Raw genomic sequence first — 22624 nt, forward strand, 5'->3', positions numbered from 1 at the left:
TCACGGCGGACAGTTATGCGCCTTTGCTTTGCGCGCATACTGCCGGTGGTGATGCTCGCGCAGCGAGCTGGCGGTATCCTCAGCCCGGCTGCGTAGCTCATCGCAATCAGCCTCGTGCAGTAACTGCTGTTCGAGGCTTTGCACCGGGAAATAATCATGCCCCTGACGTTGGGCGAGCAGATGCCCGGAGAATAATCCGCACATCAGCACCACTGCCGCTATTCCTCTCCGCCACATATCATTTTCCATATCAATAAATAACGCATGATTAATATGATTGATTTAATATTGGTTTTTCTGCCTGGTTATCAAAGAAGCGCAAGGCTTTGTCAGGCAAGGCTGAAGAAAGATGAAAAAAAAGCCTGACGCGATAAGCGCCAGGCCAGGGAATAGATTTTTTTTCAGGCGCGAAGCCCGGCGGCGTTCATCAGCAGGCGGAAAATCATGCTGATGGCGCCCAGCGCCAGCACGCTAGCTCCCCATATGGCTGCCAGCCATAGTAAACGTTTTATCCATGATCTCTCCATCAGTGATATCCCTCGCCAGGTTGAACTTTGCCGCGGAAGACGTAGTAGCTCCAAAAGGTATAACCAAGAATGACGGGAATAATCAGTAGCGCGCCAACCAGCATAAAGCCCTGGCTTTGCGGCGGCGCCGCGGCCTGCCACAACGTGATTCCCGGCGGGATAATATTCGGCCAAATGCTGATCCCAAGTCCGCTAAACCCAAGAAAAACGAGCCCCAGGGTCAACACGAACGGCAGGCAATGACCGTCGCGTTGCCCAAGCGTGCGCCATAGCCAGGCGCTGATGGCGATAACCAGCAGCGGTACCGGCAGCAGGTAAACCAGATTCGGCAGGCTAAACCAGCGCTCGGCGATCGCCGGCTGGGAGAGCGGCGTCCACAGACTAATCGCCGCTATCACTATCAGTAAGGCCAGCAGCAGAAGGCGTGAAATTCTGCGCATGGTATTCTGCAGCGGATTCTCGCTTTTCATTACCAGCCAACTGGCGCCCAGCAACGCGTAGGCAACGGTGAGGCCGAGACCGCAGAATAGGGTAAATGGCGTGAGCCAATCCCACATTCCGCCTCTAAAGCTGCGACCGCTGACCGGAAAACCATGAATGACCGCGCCGACGACCATGCCCTGGGTGAATGTCGCCAGTAGCGATCCGCCCAGAAAAGCCTTATCCCAGAAAGGGCGGTGCGAGGGGGTCGCTTTGAAGCGAAACTCAAAGGCCACGCCGCGAAAAATAAGCCCGATCAGCATCAGGGTGAGCGGCACCGACAGCGCGTCGATAATCACCGCATAGGCCAGCGGAAAAGCGCCGAAGAGGCCTGCGCCGCCAAGCACCAGCCAGGTTTCATTGCCATCCCATACCGGTGCGACGCTGTTAACCATCACGTCGCGCTCTTCACCGCCGCGTACGGCGGCAAATAGTATCCCGATCCCTAAGTCGAAACCGTCCATGACGATGTACATCAGGGTGGCGAACACGATGATAACAAACCAAATAACCGATAAATCAATACCCATTAGCGGGACTCCTTGTGCTGAAAACCATCCGTAACGGCAGAAAGCGGACGCGCGGGCGTTCCTGATGGCACAGGTACCTGCTCTTGCGGCCCTTTGCGGATCAGGCGCAGCATATAGCTATAGCCAACACCGAATACCGAGCTGTAGACGGCAATAAAGGCCAGCAGGCTAACGGTCATATGCAGATCGCCGTGAGCTGATACGGCCTCGGAAGTGCGCTGTACGCCGTAGACCACCCACGGCTGGCGGCCGACTTCGGTGGTCACCCAGCCAGCCAGAATCGCAATCAGTCCGGAAGGCCCCATCCATAACGCGAAGCGCAGGAAAGGTTTTGAGGTATACAAACGCTGGCGATAGCGCAGCCATAGGGCAATGACGCCAAGCAGAATCATCAGCATTCCCAGGCCCGCCATCAGACGAAATGACCAGAAGACAATGGTTGAGTTAGGGCGATCTTGCGGGGCGAATTCCTTCAGCGCCGGCACCTGTTTATCGAGGCTGTGGGTGAGGATCAGACTGCCGAGGGCAGGTATCTCCAGCCCGTAGCGGGTACGTTCTTGTTGCATGTCCGGCCAGCCGAACAGCAGCAGCGGCGTCGGTTCGCCGGGCGGATTTTCCCAGTGTCCTTCGATAGCGGCAATTTTCGCTGGTTGATGTTTCAGGGTGTTAAGCCCATGCATATCGCCGATTAATGTCTGAATGGGGGCGACAAGCAGCGTCATCCATAGCGCCATAGAGAACATCGCGCGGATAGCAGGCGTTCGGTTGCCACGAAGCAAATGCCATGCGGCGGAGGCGCCCACGAATAACGCGCTGCTAAGAAACGCAGCAACGGACATATGGAATAAGCGGTAGGGGAAAGAGGGATTAAAGATAACGGCCAACCAGTCAACGGGTACCACCTGGCCGTTAACGATTTCAAAACCTTGCGGCGTTTGCATCCAGCTGTTTGAGGCCAGGATCCAGAACGTGGAAATGATGGTGCCCAGCGCCACCATGCAGGTGGCGAAAAAATGCAGGCCGGGGCCGACGCGGTTCCAGCCAAATAACATCACGCCAAGGAAACCGGCCTCAAGGAAGAAGGCGGTAAGAACTTCATAAGTTAGCAGCGGGCCGGTAATACTGCCTGCGAACTGCGAGAAACCACTCCAGTTGGTGCCGAACTGGTAGGCCATAACCAGCCCCGAGACCACCCCCATACCAAAGTTGACGGCAAAGATTTTCGACCAGAAATGATATAGCGAGCGCCAGACAGGATTTTTTGTTTTTAACCACAATCCTTCAAGTACCGCCAGGTAGCTGGCAAGACCGATGGTGATCGCGGGAAAGATGATATGAAATGAGACGGTAAAGGCGAATTGGATCCGCGCCAGATGAAATGCATCAAGACCGAACATGCAGGACTCCACAACAAAATTGATTCAGCGCAATTTTAAGGGGTGGCGGGGAGTGATAGCAGAGGCAGAAAAGCGCTTTTTTATGATAACAGTTGCGGATTGTTATTCTTTCTATCTCTGTTTCATATTTGTGAAGTCAATCCTCATGTCACTATAAATAATAAATTACGTATTGTGAATTTATTCCTGTGATACTTCACATTTTTGTTTACGATTTTCCTTATTGCTTGCGCTGTATTTCATTAATTATTCTGCTAGCCTGTAACGGTGCTGAGTTTAGCTGCAGGGTTTGGTTTTTAAATATCCATATTTATTATGTGAATTGGTTATTCATTGTGGTTTTATATATTAAGTTGATGAAAAAAGGGAGACGGTTTGTCAAAGAAAGGACTGCGAAGTTTACTTATCTCATTGTTGATAATGACTATTTTTTGGCTTGCTGTGGGTGGCGGAGTCTATCTGATGATTTGAGTTATTATTATCCTCAGCATGAAATTACTTCATTTTTAGATGCGTGATGAATTTATCTCATGCGAGGTTAGCGAGCTTTTTTAATCGTTGGTTCACAACATGAGAAACAACTCATATCAACGTTCAAACGATTGGGTTTTGCATTGATATACCGTGCGTTTAATGGATGTGCCTCATGACGTTCTGGCTCGAATAATATTTTATTACTATTCTCAAATGCGCATATTTCATTAGTGATAATACAATTTCATGTTATTTGAACATCAGCGTCATCGCTTGCAGTGCGAAACCAGTATTTATCCGGTGATATCTATTAGCTATATCAGTTTTTAAAACCTGCCATTTTTGACCATCTGTTATAAGATACGGGTCTCGTTGGTTAAATGGATGCGGTAATGAAAAAATATCAGCAGCTTGCGCAACGGCTCACGGAACAGATCGCGCTCGGCGTTTGGCAACCCGGCGATCGCCTACCTTCATTACGCGAGCAGGTTGTCAGCAGCGGAATGAGTTTTATGACCGTCAGCCATGCCTACCAGTTACTGGAAAGTCAGGGACGAATTATCGCTCGCCCGCAATCGGGTTATTATGTGGCGCCGCAGCCGGTAAAACAGCGCCAGCCTGAACCTCCGGCGCAAGTCACGCGCCATGAGTCGGTGGATATCAACACCTATATTTTCGACGTCCTGCAGGCAAGCCGTCAGGCTTCGATGCTGCCTTTTGCTTCCGCCTTTCCCGACCCGCGCCTGTTCCCCCTGCAGCAGCTAAATCGTTCTCTGGCGCAGGTGAGTAAAACCGCTACCGCCATGAGTGTGATTGAGAACCTGCCGCCGGGTAACGATGAGCTTCGTCATGCGATTGCCCGGCGTTATGCGTTGCAGGGAATGAACGTATCGCCGGATGAGATAGTCATCACCGCCGGTGCGTTGGAGGCATTAAACCTCAGCCTGCAGGCGGTGACTGAACCCGGCGATTGGGTCGTCGTAGAAAATCCGTGCTTTTACGGCGCGCTGCAGGCGCTTGAACGTTTGCGGCTAAAAGCGCTATCGGTGGCCAGCGATGTGAAAGAGGGGATCGATCTGGCGGCGCTGGAACAGGCTTTGCAGAGCTACCCGGTAAAAGCCTGCTGGCTGATGACCAATAGCCAAAACCCGCTCGGATTTACGCTGACGGCGGACAAAAAAGCGCGGCTGGTGTCGCTATTGACGCGCTACAACGTCATGTTAATTGAAGATGACGTTTACAGTGAGCTGTACTTTGGTCGGGAAAAACCGCTACCCGCAAAGTACTGGGATCGTGATGAGATGACGTTGCACTGTAGCTCATTTTCAAAATGTCTGGTTCCGGGGTTTCGTATCGGCTGGGTCGCTGCTGGCCGACATGCCCGCCGTATTCAGCAGTTACAGCTGATGAGTACGCTATCTACGAGTTCGCCAATGCAGTTGGCGCTGGTCGATTATCTTTCTACCAAACGCTACGACGCGCATTTGCGCCGTTTACGTCGTCAGCTTGCTGAGCGGAAACAGCTGGCCTGGCAAGCGCTACTGCGCTTTTTACCCGCAGAGGTCAAAATTCATCATAGCGACAGCGGCTATTTCCTGTGGCTGGAGTTGCCCGCTGGTATCGATTCAGGCGAACTCAGCGCACTGGCGTTGCGGGATAACATCAGTATTGCACCGGGTAAAATGTTTTCGACCACGGCCGACTGGACTTCATTTTTCCGTTTTAATACCGCCTGGGGCTGGGGAGAAAAAGAAGAGCAGGGTGTGAAACGGCTCGGCGAACTTATACGTCAACTTTTGCCTTAGTTTATTCATCGCTTTTTTTAATTGCCGGCTTTTATTTTCCCGGCAATTTATCCCCTTCATTCTCGTATTCATTTATCAGCTTAAAATATCCACCATTAGCGGGTCGTCATAGGGAATATGCATACTCGTCCTTTTGCCATAACTCTTTGTCTATAATCCATATTATCGAATCGTGGTGGCGATTTTTGCGGAATGCGCACCTGGTCACAACCTGAGGAAATTTCCCCAGAGCCCCGCAGGCCGCCGTCTACCCTTATTAAGGGAGATATTTTTACGGCACGGCTGCCGCTACTTTTATTCTGACAGGAGTAAGTTCAAATGAGCAAAAAATTTGCCCGTGGCAGCCTGTGCGCGCTGAGTATGGTTGTGCTGACAGCGCAAGCCGCTGAACCGCCGACTTCGCTGGATAAAGGCGAAGGGCGGCTCGATATTATTGCCTGGCCGGGTTATATCGAACGCGGTCAGACGGATAAGAATTATGACTGGGTAAGCCAATTTGAAAAAGAGAGCGGCTGTCAGGTTAATGTGAAAACTGCCGCCACCTCTGACGAAATGGTCAGCCTGATGGCGAAGGGCGGTTACGACCTGGTGACCGCCTCCGGCGACGCCTCGTTACGCCTGATTATGGGTAAGCGTGTACAGGCGATTAATACCGCGCTGATCCCAAACTGGAAAACGCTTGACCCGCGAGTTGCCAAAGGCGCGTGGTTTAACGTCGGCGATAAAGTGTACGGCACGCCCTATCAATGGGGGCCGAACCTGCTGATGTACAACACTAAAACTTTCCCGACACCGCCTGATAGCTGGAAAGTGGTTTTCGTCAAACAGGACCTGCCGGACGGAAAAAGCAACCAGGGGCGAGTTCAGGCCTATGATGGTCCGATTTATATCGCTGATGCGGCGCTATTTGTCAAAGCAACACAGCCGCAGTTAGGAATTAACGATCCCTATGAACTCACCGAAGCGCAGTATCAGGCGGTGTTGAAGGTTCTGCAGGATCAGCATCCGCTGGTTCACCGTTACTGGCACGATGCGACCGTGCAGATGAGCGACTTTAAAAACGAAGGAGTGGTTGCTTCGGGCTCCTGGCCGTATCAGGCCAATGGTCTGAAAGGCGAAGGTCAGCCTATTGCTACCGTGTTCCCAAAAGAAGGTGTAACCGGCTGGTCCGATACCACGATGCTGCATAGTGAGGCAAAGCATCCGGTATGCGCTTACAAGTGGATGAACTGGTCGCTGACGCCGAAAGTACAGGGCGATGTCGCCGCCTGGTTTGGATCGCTGCCCGTGGTGCCACAGGGCTGTAAAGCCAGTACGTTACTGGGAGACAAAGGTTGCGAAACCAACGGCTACAACCAATTCGACAAGATTGCGTTCTGGAAAACGCCGATTGCCGAAGGCGGGAAGTATGTTCCTTATAGCCGTTGGACCCAGGACTATATCGCGATTATGGGTGGCCGCTAAGCGCCTGGAGACTGAACATGACGTACGCGGTAGAGTTTGATGACGTTTCGCGTCTTTACGGTGACGTGCGCGCGGTAGATGGCGTGACTATCGCCATTCGCGATGGTGAGTTTTTTTCCATGCTGGGGCCGTCCGGCTCCGGCAAAACCACCTGCCTGCGCTTAATTGCGGGCTTTGAACAGCTATCCGGCGGTTCGATTCGTATCTTTGGCCAGCAGGCCAGCGAATTACCGCCATGGCAGCGTGACGTCAATACGGTTTTTCAGGATTACGCGCTATTTCCGCATATGTCGATTATCGACAACGTCGCCTATGGGCTGATGGTGAAAGGCGTGGGCAAAAAAGAACGTCAGCTTCGCGCCCAGGAAGCCTTAGAAAAAGTGGCGCTTGGGTTCGTTCACGCGCGCAAGCCTTCGCAGCTATCCGGCGGTCAGCGGCAACGGGTCGCCATAGCTCGCGCGCTGGTCAACCAACCTCGTGTGCTGTTATTAGATGAACCGCTTGGCGCGCTGGATTTAAAACTGCGTGAACAGATGCAGGTGGAGTTAAAAAAACTTCAGCAGTCGTTGGGCATCACTTTCATTTTTGTTACTCACGATCAGGGTGAGGCGCTGTCGATGTCCGATCGCGTGGCGGTGTTTAACAATGGGCGTATTGAACAGGTCGACTCGCCGCACTCGCTCTATTTACAGCCTAAAACCGCCTTTGTTGCCGGATTTGTCGGCACCGCGAACGTTTTTACCCCAGACGTTTCTCAGCGCCTATGCGGCTTGCCCGGCGCCTGGTCGTTGCGTCCTGAACATATTCGACTGAATAGTGGCGGTGATATCCAGGTTCAGGGGACCGTGCAGGCGGTGCAGTTTCAGGGGGCGTCAACGCGTATTGAACTGAAACTTGCTGCGGGCGATAAACTGCTAGTCAGTCAGGCCAACGTCGATGGCGGGGCAGCGTTGAGCGCGCCACAGTTGGGGCAACAGGTATTGGCCTGTTGGTCGCGTTCGGCGATGGTTTCCCTGGAAAGCGGAGGCTGAGATGACGATGGCGCTTGTGCAACCAACGACCGGGCGAGTGTCAGGGCTGTTCTGGCGAAAACCCTCACTGGGTCTGTTTTTACTGCTGCTGGGTCCGCTGATGTGGTTTGGCATTGTCTATCTGGGGTCGCTCCTGACGCTGTTGTGGCAAAGCTTCTATACCTTTGATGACTTTACGATGTCGGTCACCACGGATTTGACGCTCGCTAACCTGAAGGCTCTGTTTAATCCCGCCAACTACGACATCATTGTTCGTACCCTGGTGATGGCCATCTGCGTGACTATTGCCAGCGCAATCCTGGCATTGCCGATGGCGTGGTATATGGCGCGTTATACCCGCGGCAAGATGAAAGCCTTCTTTTATATCGCGGTGATGTTGCCGATGTGGGCAAGTTATATCGTCAAGGCGTACGCCTGGACGCTATTACTGGCGAAAGATGGCGTGGCGCAATGGTTCCTCGGCCACCTTGGTCTGGAGAGCGTGTTAAATATGGTATTGACCATCCCGGCGGTCGGCGGCAATACCTTATCGACCTCCGGGCTCGGGCGATTCATGGTATTTGTCTATATCTGGCTACCGTTCATGATCCTGCCGGTGCAGGCGGCGCTGGAACGTCTGCCGCCATCGCTGTTGCAGGCCTCAGCCGATTTAGGCGCCCGTCCGCAACAAACCTTCCGCTACGTGGTACTGCCTTTAGCCATACCGGGTATCGCGGCAGGTTCTATCTTTACCTTTTCCCTCACGCTTGGGGATTTTATTGTCCCGCAACTGGTGGGGCCGCCCGGTTTCTTTATCGGCAACATGGTCTATTCGCAGCAGGGCGCGATTGGCAATATGCCGATGGCGGCGGCGTTCACGTTGGTGCCGATTGTTCTTATTGCACTGTATCTGGCGTTTGTTAAGCGCCTGGGAGCGTTTGATGCACTCTGAACGCGCACCGTTGTTTCTCAAAATTGCCACCTGGGGCGGGGTGATATTTCTCCATTTTCCACTGCTGATTATCGCCTTGTACGCCTTTAATACAGAGGATGCCGCTTTCAGCTTCCCGCCGAAAGGGCTGACGCTCCGCTGGTTCAGCGAGGCTGCCGCTCGTGCAGATATCATTGAATCAGTGACGTTGTCACTTAAGATCGCCGCTTTATCTACGGGGATTGCCCTGGTGTTAGGTACTCTCGCTGCCGGCGCGCTGTGGCGGAGTACGTTTTTTGGTAAGAATGCCGTGTCGCTGCTGTTGCTGTTACCTATTGCGCTGCCCGGCATTATTACCGGCCTGGCGCTGTTGACGGCATTTAAAGCCGTTAATCTTGAGCCTGGCTTGCTAACTATCGTGGTGGGTCATGCGACCTTCTGCGTAGTCGTAGTGTTTAACAACGTTATTGCCCGATTTCGCCGGACATCATGGAGTCTGGTAGAAGCATCAATGGACCTCGGCGCAACAGGCTGGCAAACCTTCCGCTATGTGGTGCTACCCAATCTGGGGTCGGCGCTGCTGGCAGGCGGCATGCTGGCGTTCGCCCTGTCCTTTGATGAAATTATCGTCACTACCTTTACCGCCGGTCATGAACGGACGCTTCCTCTGTGGTTGCTAAATCAGCTGGGGCGTCCGCGCGATGTGCCGGTCACCAACGTCGTCGCTCTGTTGGTGATGTTAGTGACGACTGTACCCATCCTGGGGGCCTGGTGGCTAACCCGTGACGGTGAGAATAACGCCGAAAGCGGAAAATAATACACTTTACAGGATCATGCTATGCAACATAACCTTTTGATAAACGGTCAATTAGTGGCGGGTGAAGGCGAGGTGCTGCCGGTATTCAATCCTGCCAATGGCGAAACGATTATTGAGATTGCGGAGGCGACCGAGGCGCAGGTTGATGCCGCCGTCAATGCTGCAGATCGTGCGTTTGTCAGCTGGAGCCAGACAACGCCGAAAACCCGCGCCGAATGTTTGCTGAAAATGGCGAATGTGATTACTGAACATGCAGAAACGCTCGCCAAACTGGAGTCTTTAAACTGCGGTAAACCGCTACATTGTGTTATCAATGATGAAATGCCGGCGATTGCCGATGTATTTCGCTTCTTCGCCGGCGCCGCGCGTTGCCTGCCGGGAATGGCGGCCGGAGAGTACCTTGAGGGGCATACCTCAATGATCCGCCGCGACCCGGTTGGCGTAGTGGCCTCGATTGCACCCTGGAACTATCCGCTGATGATGGCGGCCTGGAAGCTGGCGCCCGCGCTGGCGGCTGGTAACTGCGTGGTGATTAAACCTTCGGAAATCACTCCGCTTACGGCATTGAAGCTGGCGGAGCTCGCGAAGGATATTTTCCCGGCTGGCGTCATTAACGTGCTTTTTGGCCGCGGCCCGACTGTTGGCGATCCGCTCACAGGCCATAGTAAAGTGCGTATGGTTTCGTTGACTGGATCGATCGCCACCGGCGCCCATATTATTGGTCACACGGCGACGTCGATTAAACGCACCCATATGGAGCTGGGCGGTAAAGCGCCGGTCATTGTTTTTGATGATGCCGATATCGATGCCGTCGTTGAGGGCATTCGTACCTTTGGTTTTTATAACGCGGGCCAGGACTGTACCGCCGCCTGCCGTATTTATGCGCAACAGGGCGTCTACGAACGGCTGGTTGAAAAGCTAGGCGCTGCCGTGGCCAGCCTGAAAATGGGGCAGCCTGACGATCCGTCCACGGAGCTGGGGCCGGTAAGTTCTCTTGCCCATCTTGAACGGGTGACCGCGGCTGTCAACGCCGCACGCGCCTTACCGCATATTAAAGTGGTGACCGGCGGCAGTCGCGCGGCGGGGAATGGTTACTATTTCCAGCCCACGCTGTTGGCTGGCGCGCAGCAGGATGATGCTATCGTACAACGCGAAGTTTTTGGTCCGGTAGTCAGCGTAACGTCGTTTAGCGATGAGGAACAAGTATTAACCTGGGCTAATGATTCACAGTATGGTCTGGCCTCCTCGGTCTGGACGCAGGACGTTGGCCGCGCCCATCGTCTGAGCGCGCGTTTGCAGTACGGTTGCACCTGGGTGAATACCCATTTCATGCTGGTGAGCGAAATGCCGCACGGCGGACAGAAGCTTTCTGGTTACGGCAAGGATATGTCGATGTATGGGCTGGAGGACTACACGGTGGTTCGCCATGTGATGGTGAAACATTAACGTACCGGCAGCATTACCAGGCTAATAGTTGCAATAGCAACAATTGTTAAAAAAGATAAGGGGTAATATGAGAGTATTCTTATACCCCTTCAAGAGCTAAGCCATTGTGAGTGCCGGAGATAAGCGCCGGATGGGGTGTAAACTACTAAGCATGTTATTAATTGTTAGATCCCTGCAGGATGATGCGGGGATTTTTTTTGTATCGACTTTTAAGAGCGATGCAATAATTAATGTTTATCTTTTTTAGATGGCAGGCCCGAGTGGCGGCGCTCACGAATATAAGAGACAAGGCTGTAGATTGCGATCACCAATAGAACTAAAGCCATTAGCAGGGCAACTATTCCTGACATAAGCGACCTCAAAATAAGTGAGAAAAAAAGCAAATACGTTATAACGAATAGTAATGAAACTATGCGGAAATCCGTGAATTTGCAAATAATAATTTCGTTCACCTACCGCAATATACAGCACAAAATAACAAGTAGAAAATCTACAGTCCGCATTAAGCGTAAGGATCAGAAGTCGATTGCTGATTATTTTGCGCAGTCAATTTAAGAAAATCCTCACCCCTTAAAGCCAAGTATAGTTAAATATCAATAATCCGGTATACGAAAAACCAGATCAATTTGTTATTTCCAATTATATAAATATTCTCTCCCTGGCGGTGCGGGCATGGCGGATCCCACTTCTTAGAAACGCGCTTCTGGAAGGTAATGGTTGTAGCAATAATGTTAAATATGGGTAGAGATCGCCACCGGGCCGTTGTTTGCATGTATGTGATTTGACTTTATCGCATCGCTCATGAGAAAATTTTACAAAATTTGTTATTCTGAAGTTGAATTGGTTTTGAAAAAGCTAGTATTTCTCCTGTTACTCACCGGCGTAAGCGCGATGCTTTACGGCAATCTCCCTGCCCAGCGTATTAGTGACTGTGAAAGCCTGGGGGCAAATGAGGACGTTTGCGCAGCGGTAGAGTGGGATAACGAAAAGCTGAATTTCTTGCCGCAATATAACCCGGAAAATCTTAAGACTATTGCTGCGCTTCAGCAGTCAGGCGCCGGGAAACGCGCGACGGTTAAATCATAAAAAAAGCAGCCGCTGAGGCTGCTTTTTTAGGTTTAGTTGCTGAAAAAATTACTAAAACCAACCAAAACGAACGGATAACAGGCTAATAAGCGCAAGCGCTGCGCCGACATTAATCAGAATTACGGTTTTGCTGGAAACATCCATAACGCCACCTTTATGAGTAAGCCCCTACATTTATAGTCGGTGGCGTAGAGTTGCGCTATCGGACAACACTGAATCAACCGTTTTTCCATGGTCTTTGCAGCGATTTGTTTTGTGAAGTATTGATCTCTGACGTGCTAAGTGGTGCGGGACAGGATAACGCGTATGGCGCGATGTCTGACAGGGAAGGAAAAAAATGACTTTATACCAGAAGATGCTGGTTTTTTATGCCGTAATGGGCTGTATTTGTGCGTTGATAAGCTGGTTTTTAACTAAGGAAAGCCGCTGCATTCGCCTGCTGGCGGCGCTGTTGATTGGTGCAACATGGCCGTTCAGCTTTCCTATGGCGTTGCTGGTTTCACTGTTCTGAACGGTGATTTCTGACCCGGCATGGGCTGTGGTACCACTGGCGGGGCATTCGATGGCATGGGAAAACCCGGCCGCGCTGGCGCGCGCGATTGCCGGGCTGGTCTGAAAGCATCGTGGTAAATCAGAACGGTAATTCGCGCGGGCGAGTTTGCATGGTTATCCAGCGAAGCTCGGTGAATTCAGCGGTCCCGGCGCGTCCGCCGAAGCGGCCATAGCCGGACGCTTTACAGCCGCCGAACGGCATCTGCGCTTCATCATGTACGGTAGGGCCGTTAATATGGCAAATACCGGTTTGCAGGTTTTGCGCCACATTCCAGGCGCGAGCGGTATCGCGGCTATAAACCGCTGCCGCCAGCCCGTACTCGCTATCGTTTGCCACGGCCAGCGCCTCTTCCTCACCGTTAACCCGGATCACCGATTTGACCGGGCCAAAAGATTCTTCATGCCATATGCGCATTTCGCTCGTTACGCCATCCAGCAGGGTGGCGCGCATTTGCGTCGAATCCGCTTTTCCACCGCAGAGTAAATGTGCGCCTTTACTTAGCGCATCATCAATCAACGCGTTGCAGCGTTGTACCGTTTTCAAATCGACCACCGGGCCGAGAAGCGTAGCAGGCAGCGCGGAAGCTCGTTGGCTGATTAAAGCGACAAAGTCATCCGCGATGCTCTCATCGACAATAATGCGCTCGGTGGACATACAAATCTGCCCGGCGTTGGCAAAAGCGCCGAAAATCGCGCCCGCCGCTGCCTGCTGCAGATCGGCATCATCCAGTACCAGTAGAGGCGCTTTGCCGCCCAGCTCCAGTATCGCAGGCTTAAGGTGTTCTCCACAGGTGCGGGCAATAATGCGCCCAACCGGGGTCGACCCGGTAAAATTGACGCGTCGTATGGCGGGGTGAGCAATCAGCGTCTCCACCAGCGCAGGCGCTTCGGCTGGCGAGCAGGTGAGATAATTCACCACGCCGTCGGGAAAGCCCGCCGCGGCAAGGGCATCGACGATTAAGCTTTGCGTGGCGGGCGAGAGTTCCGAACCCTTGAGTATCACCGTATTGCCGCAGGCCAGCGGCGTAGCGATGGCTCTGGTTGCCAGAATGAGCGGCGCGTTCCACGGCGCCATAGCCAGCACCACGCCGGCCCCCTGACGCACGCCCATCGCCAGATTGCCGGCCACGTTGGAGGGAATAATTTGACCTTCGATTTGCGTGGTCAAGGCCGCGGCTTCACGCAAAATATCTGCCGCCAGGTGCACGTTGAATCCGGCCCAGTGCGCTGTCGCGCCGGTCTCCGCCGCCATAGTGGCGATAAATTTCGCCTCTCTACGCTGCATTTGCTCGGCGGCTTCCAACAACAGACGGCGACGTTCGGAGGGGATGGTGTCGCGCCATGACGGGAATGCGGCGGCGGCGGCTTCTGCGCAGCGACGGGCGTCATTGAGGCTGGCCGCTGCGGCGGTAGAGACAATCTCGCTATTTTGCGGATGTCGGCGAGTGAAAGTAGCGTGGCCTTCGGCATCATGCCAGCGGCCGCCGCTATATAAGCTGCAGGTTATTGTCATTAGCGTAACCTCATTGGTCTGCGGAGCGTCGAGTCTACCGCCTTACCTCATTGCGCAGCGGCGAAAGGGCGGTTATCGCACAACTTTTTTGCAGATTACTCAGCGGGTCACAACTTAGTACAATAATGAGAACGGTGAACATGGGCCGTAGCAGACATAATCCATTCGCCACGGCCCAAAGAGGACAGTTAATGTAATGGCTGTACCTGTAGTGCGTCAGAATATTGTTTTAGCTTTTTAATTTTATCTTTTAATATCCAGCTTAATTCCGAAATATTCATTTTTATTTCGTCAACATCGACCGAACTGTTTTCCGTGAAGGCAGGCGTTGCGCCAACGACACCGCTCGCCAACGCTTTATTCGTTTCACAACGATAGCCGATATCATATAGCTTATCGCTTAGCTTTTTCTCGAAAGCGTTGAGATTATCATATGCCCGGAGATAGTCCGTAATTTGGACGGCGGAATGTAATATGTAAAATCGTGATTTGACCGCCGGTGTTTTATCAAGATCAATAGCAATTGAGTCGTCGGGAACAAAAAGATTAACGTTAGGGACCGCCGCGGCTTGCGAACGTTGAGTCACATCATAGACACCACCATCATCGGCCTGTAAGGCGGCGTGATGCGTTGCGACCAGAAAACAGCCCGGCCAGTAGTTTATCTCCCAGCCCAGCAGCATTTTTCCACCGACCTGTTCGATCGCCGCGCTGACATTCCAATAGGCGTTTCCCTCAGGCCCAGGTCTATCAATGACCGGGAGATAGATCGGACTGGCGCCAGGATTCAACTGTTCGGCAAATTGCAACAACCGCGGATCGTTGAGGGTGATAGGCTGATAAATCGAATTCGTCATGTAACGCTCCTTTGACTGAAAAGGGACAATGCGGCACGCGATTGGATCTTAGTCGTAAATAATCATTTTGTCGTACCGGTGCGGGCGTAGCCGATGATAGTGCCGTTAAGCAAAGCAAACAGCACTAACCTTATGAGTTAAAGTGTGAATCTAATAGCGATTCATTATTTGCTGGTTGTATTCCACTGTGCTGTTATTAGTGTGCATATAACAAATTTATAAGGTTTATAACCATGTCTACAGGGAAATCACTACTTGCGCTGGCCTTAAGCGCGCTGTTGCCGACCGGCGCCGCGTTGGCTGCGGCCAACGACACGTTGGTCTACTGTTCGGAAGCCTCGCCGGAATCCTTTAACCCGCAAATCGCCAGCTCTGGTCCTTCATTCGTTGCCAGCTCACAGGTACTTTATAATCGCCTGATAACCTTTGATCCGCTTAAAAACACGCCGATTCCGTCGCTGGCGACCGAATGGAAAGTCTCTCCGGATGGTAAAACCTGGACCTTTACGCTGCGTAAAGGCGTGCAGTTCAACAGCAATAAATACTTTAAACCGACCCGCGATTTCAATGCGGATGATGTGTTGTTCTCGGTGCTGCGCCAGCAGGATCCGCAACATCCATATCACAACGTGTCGCAGGGCAATTATGAATATTTTCACGACGTTGGTCTCGATAAGCTGATTAAAGAAGTGAAGAAGATTGATGATTATCACGTTCAGTTTGTGCTGAGCGAGCCCAATGCGGCGTTTCTCGCCGACTGGGGGATGGACTTCGCCTCGATTCTTTCTGCGGAATATGCCGACGCGATGTTGAAAAAGGGGACGCCGGAATACGTTGATAGCTGGCCTATTGGCACCGGCCCTTACGCGCTGCAGCAGTACAAGGTAGATTCACAAATCCGTTATATCGCCAACCCGCACTATTGGGAAGGCGAGGTGCCGACTAAACATCTGATCTTCTCCATCACGCCGAACGTTGAAACCCGCCTGGCTAAGCTGCAAACCAACGAATGCCAGATCATTCCCGCGCCATCGGCGGTACAGTTTCCGGTAATTAAAGGGAATAAAGATCTGGCGCTACACGCGGTGGAAGCCTTGAACGTGGGCTATCTGGCATTTAATACTGAAAAGAAACCGTTTGATAACGTGCTGGTACGTCAGGCGCTGAACTACGCCACCGATAAGCAGGCGATCGTGAAGGCGGTCTTCCTGGATTCCGGCAACGTGGCGAAATCGCCGATCCCGGCCAATATGCTCGGTTACAAGAAGGATTTACCGGATTACGACTACAATCCACAGAAGGCGAAAGAGCTGCTTAAGCAGGCGGGGGTGGCGCAGGGCGCAGAAGTGACTCTGTGGTCGATGCCGGTACAGCGCCCGTATAACCCGAACTCGAAACGTGTCGCTGAAATGATTCAGAACGACTGGAGCAAAGTCGGCATAAAAGCGAAAATCGTCAGCTATGAGTGGGGCGAATACCTTTCCGGTATGCGCAAGGGCGAGCATGATAGCGCGTTGTTTGGCTGGATGTCCGATAATGGCGATCCGGACAACTTCGCCGGTACGCTGCTCAGCTGTGATAATATCAAAACCGGCTCTAACGTAGCGCGCTGGTGCGATAAGTCCTATGACGCGCTGGTGAAAAAAGCGCTTCTGGTGAGCGATCCGCAGGCGCGCGCCAAACTTTACCAACAGGCACAGGAAATTTTCTATCAGCAGGCGCCGTGGATCACGCTGGCGACGGGGAAAACTTTCTACGCCACCCGCAGCAACGTCAGCGGCTATAGCGTGAGTCTGATGGGAAGCGATTTTTCCAAAGCTAAGCTGAATTGATCGAAAAGGAGAACAGGATGGCACATCTGGACGATGTCATTGCCAGGGTCGATGACACCATTGCCGGGGGCGTGATTAGCCATATGAACGAGCTACTGATTGCGTTAAGCGATGATGCTGAGCTGGGCCGCGAAGAACGCTATACCCAGCAGCAGCGTTTACGGACGGCGATAGCCCATCACGGGCGTCAACATCATGAAGATCAGGAAGCACGCCGCGAGCAATTAACCAAAGGCGGCGAGATCCTTTAAGGGTGATGTCAGAACTGGCGTCTGGCCACCAGCCAGGCGCCTACCACCAACATCACCGCCCCGCATACTGGCCCGATTAACGCCCTAATCGGCACGCCGTGGGCGCGAATCAAATCAATAACCAATCCGCCAACCAACTGACTGGCCACCAGCACCGCAATGGTTGTCGCCGCCCCTACGTTTTGATAACCGCTGATGCTGGCGAAGACGAAAAACGATCCCAGCAGACCGGGAATAAGGGTCCACCATTTGATGTTCAGCGCCAGTTCCTGAAAGCCTGCCGCGCCGTGGCGCAATAGCAAAATGGTGACAAAAATAACAATTCCCACCAGTGAATTGAGCAGCATGGCGATAAGAATCGTCGAGGCGGATTGGGTAATGCGGACCATCAGGGTGTTTTGCAATACCAGACCGACGCCCGCCGCTATCAGGCAGGCAAGGGTGAGCGACTGATTCATGCCTCGCCGTCCGGATCCTGGCGATCGTCGAGCTGTAGCTGCATAAAGGTCAGATCCAGCCAGCGACCGAATTTAGTTCCCACCTGCGGCATCTGCCCGCTGGTGATAAACCCCAGGGTTTCATGTAGATGCAACGAAGCATGGTTGCGGGATTCAATTCCGGCCACCATCACATGTTTGTGCAGACGCCGCGCTTCAGCGATAAGCGCGACTAACAACTTACGGCCGATCCCCTTACCCTGATGATCGGGATGGACATAGACCGAATGTTCAACGGTATGGCGGAAACCGTCAAATGCGCGCCAGTCGCCGAACGAGGAGTACCCGGTAATCACGTCGTTTTCTTCACTCACCAGCACCGGATAGCCGGCAATCTGCCGGGCCTCAAACCAGGCAATACGGTTATCGATATCGACGGTTTTGTCATTCCAGATGGCGGCGGTATGCAATACGGCGTGATTATAGATTTCGGCGATCGCCGCGCAATCGTCTTTACTGGCATGGCGGATGGACATAGCAAGCCTCAAAGTTTGTACACTATAGTAGTACGGTATTATTACAATAATGAACGTCCGGCTGTCATCAATTTTACGATAAATTTTACGTGGAACAGCGCAGTATCGGGGATAGCGGACAGTTGTGTAATACGGTAGTGCGCACTATATTGTTACGTCATGAATACTATAGAAGACAATCTCAATCAGCGCATTAGCGCACGCATTCGTATCGAACGCGAGTCCCGCGGCTGGTCGCTAAGCGATCTGGCTGAACGCGCAGGGGCCTCGCGTGCAATGGTGCATAAAATAGAACGTGGCGAAAGTAGCCCCACCGCGACGATGCTGGGCCGTCTCTCCGGCGCGTTTGGTATCAGCATGTCGACGTTGATTGCGCGTGCAGAGATGCAGGAGGGTAAGCTTTTGCGCTTTGCCAACCAGCCGGTGTGGCGCGATCCACAAAGCCACTATTTGCGCCGTCACGTCTCGCCGCGTAGCGATCTGCCGCTCGATCTGGTGCAAATAGAGCTGCCGGCCGGCAGCGATGTACCGATGCCTGCTTCTTCGTATGCGCTGGCGCGACAGCTCATCTGGCTACAGCAAGGTGAGTTAGTTTTTGTTGAAGGGAACACTCGCCATCAGATGCAGACGGGGGATTGTCTGGAATTGGGGCCGCCCAACGATTGCCGGTTTATCAATGAGTCCAGCGAGACTTGCGTCTACCTGGTAGTGCGTCTGAATCAATCCGGCTCATAATGTTAAAGCGCGTTAAGCATAAAACGGCTAGCCTCAGTACAGGCCGTTAACAAGAGGAGTTTGCTATGACCGCTAATCCACAACGCCATCACCGCTGGGTATTGGCTTCACGCCCGCACGGTGAACCTACCGCCGAAAATTTCAGACTGGAAGAGGGCGATCTACCAACGCCGGGGGCGAATCAGATCCTGCTGCGGACTATTTATTTGTCACTCGACCCTTATATGCGCGGACGGATGAGCGATGCGCCTTCTTATTCGCCACCGGTGGACATTGGCGCGGTGATGGTCGGGGGGACGGTAAGTCGCGTGGTGAGCTCTAATCACCCTGATTTTAAACCCGGTGAGTGGGTGCTTGGCTATAGTGGCTGGCAGGATTATGCGCTTTCCGATGGTAGCGATCTGGTTAAGCTCGGCGACAATCCTGAACACCCTTCCTGGGCGCTGGGGGTGTTAGGCATGCCGGGATTTACCGCTTATATGGGGCTGCTGGATATCGGCCAGCCGAAAGCGGGCGAAACGCTGGTGGTGGCGGCGGCAACCGGGCCGGTAGGGGCCACCGTCGGGCAGATTGGCAAACTTAAGGGTTGCCGCACCGTCGGTATTGCCGGCGGCGCCGAGAAATGTCGTTATGCGGTAGAGACGTTAGGCTTTGATATTTGTCTTGACCATCGCGCTGCGGATTTCAGCCAGCAGCTGGCGCAGGCGTGTCCGCAGGGAATCGATGTCTACTATGAAAACGTCGGCGGTAAAGTCTTTGATGCGGTTCTGCCGTTGCTGAATACTGCGGCGCGTGTTCCCGTGTGCGGACTGGTTAGCGGCTACAACGCCACCGCCTTACCGGATGGCCCGGATCGGCTGCCGCTGCTGATGGCGACCATCCTTAAAAAACGCATTCGTATGCAGGGCTTTATCATCGGCCAGGATTATGGCCATCGCATTGCCGAGTTCCAGCAGCAAATGGGGCGCTGGGTACAGGAAGGTAAAATCAAATATCGCGAGCAGCAGATTGACGGCCTGGCGCAGGCGCCGCAGGCGCTGATTGGCCTGCTGAAGGGGGAAAACTTCGGCAAAGTGGTGATTAACGTCGCAGCGGACGAGTAACGTCGCCGTTTTCTCCAATGCCCCCGAAGAAGCATGCGGGGGCGCTTTCGCCGCCTTTAACCAAAAAATGATTAATCCATACTTTTATTAATGGTTTGCTTTTCCGTGAGCGGCTTTTTATCCTTAAGGAAACTTAAGAGGTTAATGCGATGAAAGATGTAGTTGATAAATGCAGTACCAAAGGCTGCGCCATTGATGTTGGCACCATTATCGATAACGAAGACTGCGTTTACCGGGTCGAGAAACTTTTCCCCACCCGTGAAGAAGCGGAGTCCGCGGTAGCGGCCATTCGTGAACGCGCCGTTGCCGCCGCCAGCGAAACGCCGACCGTGGATTACACTATTGAACCGGTGGGTAATGAGGCGAAACTGGACGCGGCGGTGAATTTCTCCTGCCAGGCGGAAAAAATTATTTTCGAATTGTCTTTAAGAAGCGCCTTCTAACAGAATGCGGCGGAATAAAGCAGGGCTCCCAGTTGGGACCCTGCTTTTTTTATCACTCATCGACAGGCGTCATTACTCGAAACGCCACGCGACATTCATACCGATGCCGAAGTTACGGCCCGGCGCCGGTTCGTAATAACGACCATTGGATTCGTTGACAATCACTGAGCCCACGTAATTGCGATCAAACAGGTTATCGACGCGGCCGAACAGATCCATATCCATTTTCCCGTAGCTCCACTTATAGCCGGTGGTCAGGCCAACTACGGTCCACGATGGCGCTTTGGCGGTGTTGGCGTCGTTGGCCATAATGTCGCCCATATAACGGATATCGCTACCCGCGTACCAGCCCTGTTCCGGTTGGTAGCCGAAAGAGGCATAGCCCATATTGCGGGCGATACCCGGAATACGATTGCCGTTGCAGTCCGACGAACCGCAAACGTTCGTGCGATAGGTGGCGTCGAGCCAGGTCCATGCTGCTTTTAATTTCCAACTGTCGCCAAACTGCTGGTCGAGACCTAATTCCATTCCCTGACGACGGGTCTTACCGGCGTTTTTATAGCTGGTGCGACCGCCACTGCTGGAATCGACCACAATCTCATTGTCGGTATCGGTCTGGAAAAGCGCGGCGGTGAACAGTCCGTTGCCTATCCGCGTTTTGCTGCCAATTTCCACGGTTTCATTTGTGGAAGGTTTAAGATCGAAATTTAATCCGCTCTGGTTGCCAGAACGATAAGAGAGCTCATTGATCGTCGGCGTTTCAAAACCGCGCCCGGCGGAAAGATAGATATTCCAGGCATCCGTGACGGCATATTTCAATGAACCGGCTGGCAGCCATTTGTGATAGCTGGCATCGCCGCTATCGTCGCCGTTACCCGGGGTGACGTAATAGTCGTTAGAGTCAAACCACACGGAACTGTAGCGAACGCCAGCATCGAATGTGAGCTTGTCGGTCAGCTGCCACTGGGTTTGCAAGTATGGGTCCAGGTTCCACATCAGATTACGTTCATTACGGCGCAGGTTGCCCTGTTCGCCATATTGCGGCGCGCCGTTCATCAGAACGTAGTTTTCGTAACCCTTACGCCGTTCGCTCATATTTTCGTAATCAAGACCGGTGGTAAAGGTCACCGGCACCAGCAATTCGCCGCGGTGGGTCCAGCGGGTATCGATCCCCTGATAATGGCGAGTCAAATCGATGACTCCCCCGGAATGCGAGGGCTTCAGCTGCGGCGCCATGGGGATTGACTGGTACTGAGTGGTTTCGCGCTCGCCGGCATACATCATCACGCTCAGATCGTCCTGCTGGCTAAGCTGGCGCTCATAGCGTAATCCGGCCTGAGTCTGCTTCACCGTTTTACGTGTGTTGTACTGGTCGCCGCGGGGCGACTGGCGCGGGTTATTCTGCCACTCGTCGTAGCTCAATCCGCCCGGGTCGTTAGCTTTAATATCCACACTATTGAACAGCAACGTTAATTTACTGACGTCATCAATACGCACGCCTAATTTTGCGTTGGCGAGATTTTTCCGCGCGCCGCTATGGTCGCGTGAACCATGGGTAGTGAAACGGTTGGTAGACACCGTGTAGTCGACGTCGCCTGCCTGAGTGCCGTCGCCGACGGCGCCGGTAGCTTTCAGTCCATAATGCCAGGTACCGAAGCTGCCGTAGTAGCTGCTGGCCTCAATGGTCGGCGGCTGGCTGCCGGTTTGGGTATTGACGTTAATTACGCCGCCGGAAGAGTTGCCATAGAGCGCGGAAAAAGGTCCGCGTAACACTTCCAGGCTATCGATGCTGCCGATATCGATATTCGATGTCTGCCCCTGGCCATCGGGCATGGTGGCAGGGATACCGTCAACGTATAGCCGCAGGCCACGGACGCCGTAGGTGGAGCGGGAACCGAAACCACGAATCGACAACTGCAAATCCTGAGCATAGTTTTGCCGGTTTTGTACCTGTAAACCGGGTACCGCGCCGAGCGATTCCGAGAGGTTAATTCGCGGGGCGGCCTGTCGCATATCATCGCCATTCACTACGCTGACGGCGGCAGGGGTATCCAGTTCGGAAACCGCGGTAGGCGTCGCCGTGACGACCATGGTTTGTTCGTCGTTGGTGCTGGCATGCACGTTGGCGACGAGAGGGAGTAATAAAGCGGGGAGCGCGACCGTGCGCATGGCAATAATCTTCATTAAAGCGACTCGCAAAGAGAAACGTACCAAATGGAACATATGTATATATGTTACACCGTTTGTAAATTCTTTGAAAATAATTAACTAACCAGTCGTTAAGTAATAGCCAGCAAAGGTGATTCTTTTAAGCAAAAAAGACAATTAACGCTCCACATTAAGATAAATAATGATTACTATTCTCATTTACAAAACGAGTGAAGTTAAACTTTACGCT

The 22624-nt window shown here is 52.9% G+C and carries 24 protein-coding genes; 13 read left to right on the forward strand and 11 right to left on the reverse strand.

What is annotated here, in order from left to right; all coding sequences use genetic code 11:
• From PGQ95_RS06925 to PGQ95_RS06940, 4 genes are all read right to left on the reverse strand, one after another.
• Nucleotides 1–237 (reverse strand): DUF2554 family protein, encoded by a 237-nt coding sequence (locus tag PGQ95_RS06925; RefSeq protein WP_087859526.1) that lies wholly within the window; start codon nucleotides 235–237, stop codon nucleotides 1–3.
• 164 nt (nucleotides 238–401) lie between these two features.
• Nucleotides 402–527, reverse strand: coding sequence for a DUF2474 domain-containing protein (locus PGQ95_RS06930; RefSeq protein WP_087859527.1), 126 nt, complete (start codon nucleotides 525–527; stop codon nucleotides 402–404).
• Nucleotides 527–1537, reverse strand: coding sequence for a cytochrome d ubiquinol oxidase subunit II (cydB, locus tag PGQ95_RS06935; RefSeq protein WP_430917442.1), 1011 nt, complete (start codon nucleotides 1535–1537; stop codon nucleotides 527–529). The genes PGQ95_RS06930 and cydB overlap by 1 nt, the downstream gene beginning before the upstream one ends.
• The gene (locus tag PGQ95_RS06940; protein ID WP_430917444.1) at nucleotides 1537–2934 is read right to left on the reverse strand and encodes a cytochrome ubiquinol oxidase subunit I; all 1398 of its coding nucleotides are present in this window, start codon (nucleotides 2932–2934) and stop codon (nucleotides 1537–1539) included. The genes cydB and PGQ95_RS06940 overlap by 1 nt, the downstream gene beginning before the upstream one ends.
• 866 nt (nucleotides 2935–3800) lie before the next feature.
• On the opposite strand from PGQ95_RS06940, the gene PGQ95_RS06945 reads away from it, so the two are divergent.
• The 6 genes from PGQ95_RS06945 (at nucleotide 3801) to patD (ending at nucleotide 10881) form a co-directional block, all read left to right on the forward strand.
• Nucleotides 3801–5213 (forward strand): PLP-dependent aminotransferase family protein, encoded by a 1413-nt coding sequence (locus PGQ95_RS06945; RefSeq protein ID WP_087859530.1) that lies wholly within the window; start codon nucleotides 3801–3803, stop codon nucleotides 5211–5213.
• Nucleotides 5214–5531: 318 nt separating this feature from the next.
• Nucleotides 5532–6677: a putative ABC transporter substrate-binding protein YdcS gene (gene ydcS, locus PGQ95_RS06950; RefSeq protein WP_087859531.1), complete on the forward strand. Its 1146-nt coding sequence runs from the start codon at nucleotides 5532–5534 to the stop codon at nucleotides 6675–6677.
• Between the two features lie 17 nt (nucleotides 6678–6694).
• A complete protein-coding gene (locus tag PGQ95_RS06955) occupies nucleotides 6695–7708 on the forward strand; it encodes an ABC transporter ATP-binding protein (RefSeq protein WP_271032624.1) in 1014 nt (337 codons plus the stop codon).
• Between the two features lies 1 nt (nucleotide 7709).
• Nucleotides 7710–8639, forward strand: a complete 930-nt coding sequence (locus PGQ95_RS06960) for an ABC transporter permease (protein WP_087859534.1) — start codon at nucleotides 7710–7712, stop codon at nucleotides 8637–8639.
• Nucleotides 8629–9435, forward strand: coding sequence for an ABC transporter permease (locus PGQ95_RS06965; RefSeq protein ID WP_113373273.1), 807 nt, complete (start codon nucleotides 8629–8631; stop codon nucleotides 9433–9435). Before PGQ95_RS06960 ends, PGQ95_RS06965 begins: the two co-directional genes overlap by 11 nt.
• Nucleotides 9436–9456: 21 nt before the next feature.
• Entirely contained in the window at nucleotides 9457–10881 is a 1425-nt protein-coding gene (gene patD, locus PGQ95_RS06970; protein ID WP_430917447.1) for an aminobutyraldehyde dehydrogenase, read from the forward strand.
• A 227-nt stretch (nucleotides 10882–11108) separates the two neighbouring features.
• Here the strand turns inward: patD and PGQ95_RS06975 are convergent, their stop codons facing one another.
• Nucleotides 11109–11231: a small membrane protein gene (locus PGQ95_RS06975; RefSeq protein ID WP_087859538.1), complete on the reverse strand. Its 123-nt coding sequence runs from the start codon at nucleotides 11229–11231 to the stop codon at nucleotides 11109–11111.
• A gap of 451 nt (nucleotides 11232–11682) precedes the next feature.
• Between PGQ95_RS06975 and PGQ95_RS06980 the strand changes: the two genes are divergently transcribed.
• On the forward strand, nucleotides 11683–11967 hold the full coding sequence (locus PGQ95_RS06980) for a hypothetical protein (RefSeq protein WP_228302255.1): 285 nt from the start codon (nucleotides 11683–11685) through the stop codon (nucleotides 11965–11967).
• A 51-nt stretch (nucleotides 11968–12018) separates the two neighbouring features.
• Here the strand turns inward: PGQ95_RS06980 and yncL are convergent, their stop codons facing one another.
• The gene (gene yncL / locus PGQ95_RS06985) at nucleotides 12019–12111 is read right to left on the reverse strand and encodes a stress response membrane protein YncL (protein ID WP_064571558.1); all 93 of its coding nucleotides are present in this window, start codon (nucleotides 12109–12111) and stop codon (nucleotides 12019–12021) included.
• A gap of 193 nt (nucleotides 12112–12304) precedes the next feature.
• On the opposite strand from yncL, the gene PGQ95_RS06990 reads away from it, so the two are divergent.
• Nucleotides 12305–12478 carry a GhoT/OrtT family toxin gene (locus tag PGQ95_RS06990; protein WP_015366412.1) on the forward strand — a complete coding sequence of 58 codons (174 nt, stop codon included), beginning with the start codon at nucleotides 12305–12307 and terminating at the stop codon, nucleotides 12476–12478.
• Nucleotides 12479–12598: 120 nt separating this feature from the next.
• Here the strand turns inward: PGQ95_RS06990 and PGQ95_RS06995 are convergent, their stop codons facing one another.
• Together PGQ95_RS06995 and PGQ95_RS07000 are read right to left on the reverse strand one after the other, a co-directional pair.
• Nucleotides 12599–14032, reverse strand: a complete 1434-nt coding sequence (locus PGQ95_RS06995; protein WP_430917449.1) for an aldehyde dehydrogenase — start codon at nucleotides 14030–14032, stop codon at nucleotides 12599–12601.
• A 188-nt stretch (nucleotides 14033–14220) separates the two neighbouring features.
• Nucleotides 14221–14889: a hypothetical protein gene (locus PGQ95_RS07000; protein ID WP_087859541.1), complete on the reverse strand. Its 669-nt coding sequence runs from the start codon at nucleotides 14887–14889 to the stop codon at nucleotides 14221–14223.
• A gap of 233 nt (nucleotides 14890–15122) precedes the next feature.
• Here PGQ95_RS07000 and PGQ95_RS07005 point away from each other — a divergent pair, with 233 nt between their 5' ends.
• Both PGQ95_RS07005 and PGQ95_RS07010 read left to right on the forward strand, forming a co-directional pair.
• Nucleotides 15123–16721, forward strand: coding sequence for an ABC transporter substrate-binding protein (locus PGQ95_RS07005; protein WP_430917451.1), 1599 nt, complete (start codon nucleotides 15123–15125; stop codon nucleotides 16719–16721).
• Between the two features lie 17 nt (nucleotides 16722–16738).
• Complete coding sequence (locus tag PGQ95_RS07010; RefSeq protein ID WP_113373278.1) at nucleotides 16739–16972, forward strand: YdcY family protein; 234 nt, start codon at nucleotides 16739–16741, stop codon at nucleotides 16970–16972.
• 8 nt (nucleotides 16973–16980) lie between these two features.
• Here PGQ95_RS07010 and PGQ95_RS07015 read toward each other — a convergent pair whose 3' ends face one another.
• Together PGQ95_RS07015 and PGQ95_RS07020 are read right to left on the reverse strand one after the other, a co-directional pair.
• Nucleotides 16981–17430: a DMT family transporter gene (locus PGQ95_RS07015; RefSeq protein WP_032708166.1), complete on the reverse strand. Its 450-nt coding sequence runs from the start codon at nucleotides 17428–17430 to the stop codon at nucleotides 16981–16983.
• Nucleotides 17427–17945 carry a GNAT family N-acetyltransferase gene (locus tag PGQ95_RS07020; RefSeq protein ID WP_430917453.1) on the reverse strand — a complete coding sequence of 173 codons (519 nt, stop codon included), beginning with the start codon at nucleotides 17943–17945 and terminating at the stop codon, nucleotides 17427–17429. The genes PGQ95_RS07015 and PGQ95_RS07020 overlap by 4 nt, the downstream gene beginning before the upstream one ends.
• A gap of 159 nt (nucleotides 17946–18104) precedes the next feature.
• Between PGQ95_RS07020 and PGQ95_RS07025 the strand changes: the two genes are divergently transcribed.
• The 3 genes from PGQ95_RS07025 (at nucleotide 18105) to PGQ95_RS07035 (ending at nucleotide 20226) form a co-directional block, all read left to right on the forward strand.
• Nucleotides 18105–18680, forward strand: coding sequence for a helix-turn-helix domain-containing protein (locus tag PGQ95_RS07025; protein WP_271032618.1), 576 nt, complete (start codon nucleotides 18105–18107; stop codon nucleotides 18678–18680).
• A 65-nt stretch (nucleotides 18681–18745) separates the two neighbouring features.
• Nucleotides 18746–19783 carry an NADP-dependent oxidoreductase gene (locus PGQ95_RS07030; RefSeq protein WP_213316161.1) on the forward strand — a complete coding sequence of 346 codons (1038 nt, stop codon included), beginning with the start codon at nucleotides 18746–18748 and terminating at the stop codon, nucleotides 19781–19783.
• A gap of 149 nt (nucleotides 19784–19932) precedes the next feature.
• On the forward strand, nucleotides 19933–20226 hold the full coding sequence (locus tag PGQ95_RS07035; RefSeq protein WP_047054792.1) for a DUF406 domain-containing protein: 294 nt from the start codon (nucleotides 19933–19935) through the stop codon (nucleotides 20224–20226).
• Between the two features lie 72 nt (nucleotides 20227–20298).
• Here PGQ95_RS07035 and pqqU read toward each other — a convergent pair whose 3' ends face one another.
• Complete coding sequence (pqqU, locus tag PGQ95_RS07040; RefSeq protein ID WP_430917455.1) at nucleotides 20299–22410, reverse strand: TonB-dependent receptor PqqU; 2112 nt, start codon at nucleotides 22408–22410, stop codon at nucleotides 20299–20301.
• Between the last annotated feature and the right edge of the window lie 214 nt (nucleotides 22411–22624).

Source organism: Klebsiella sp. 141240 (assembly GCF_050600805.1).
Taxonomy (GTDB): Bacteria; Pseudomonadota; Gammaproteobacteria; order Enterobacterales; family Enterobacteriaceae; genus Klebsiella; species Klebsiella aerogenes.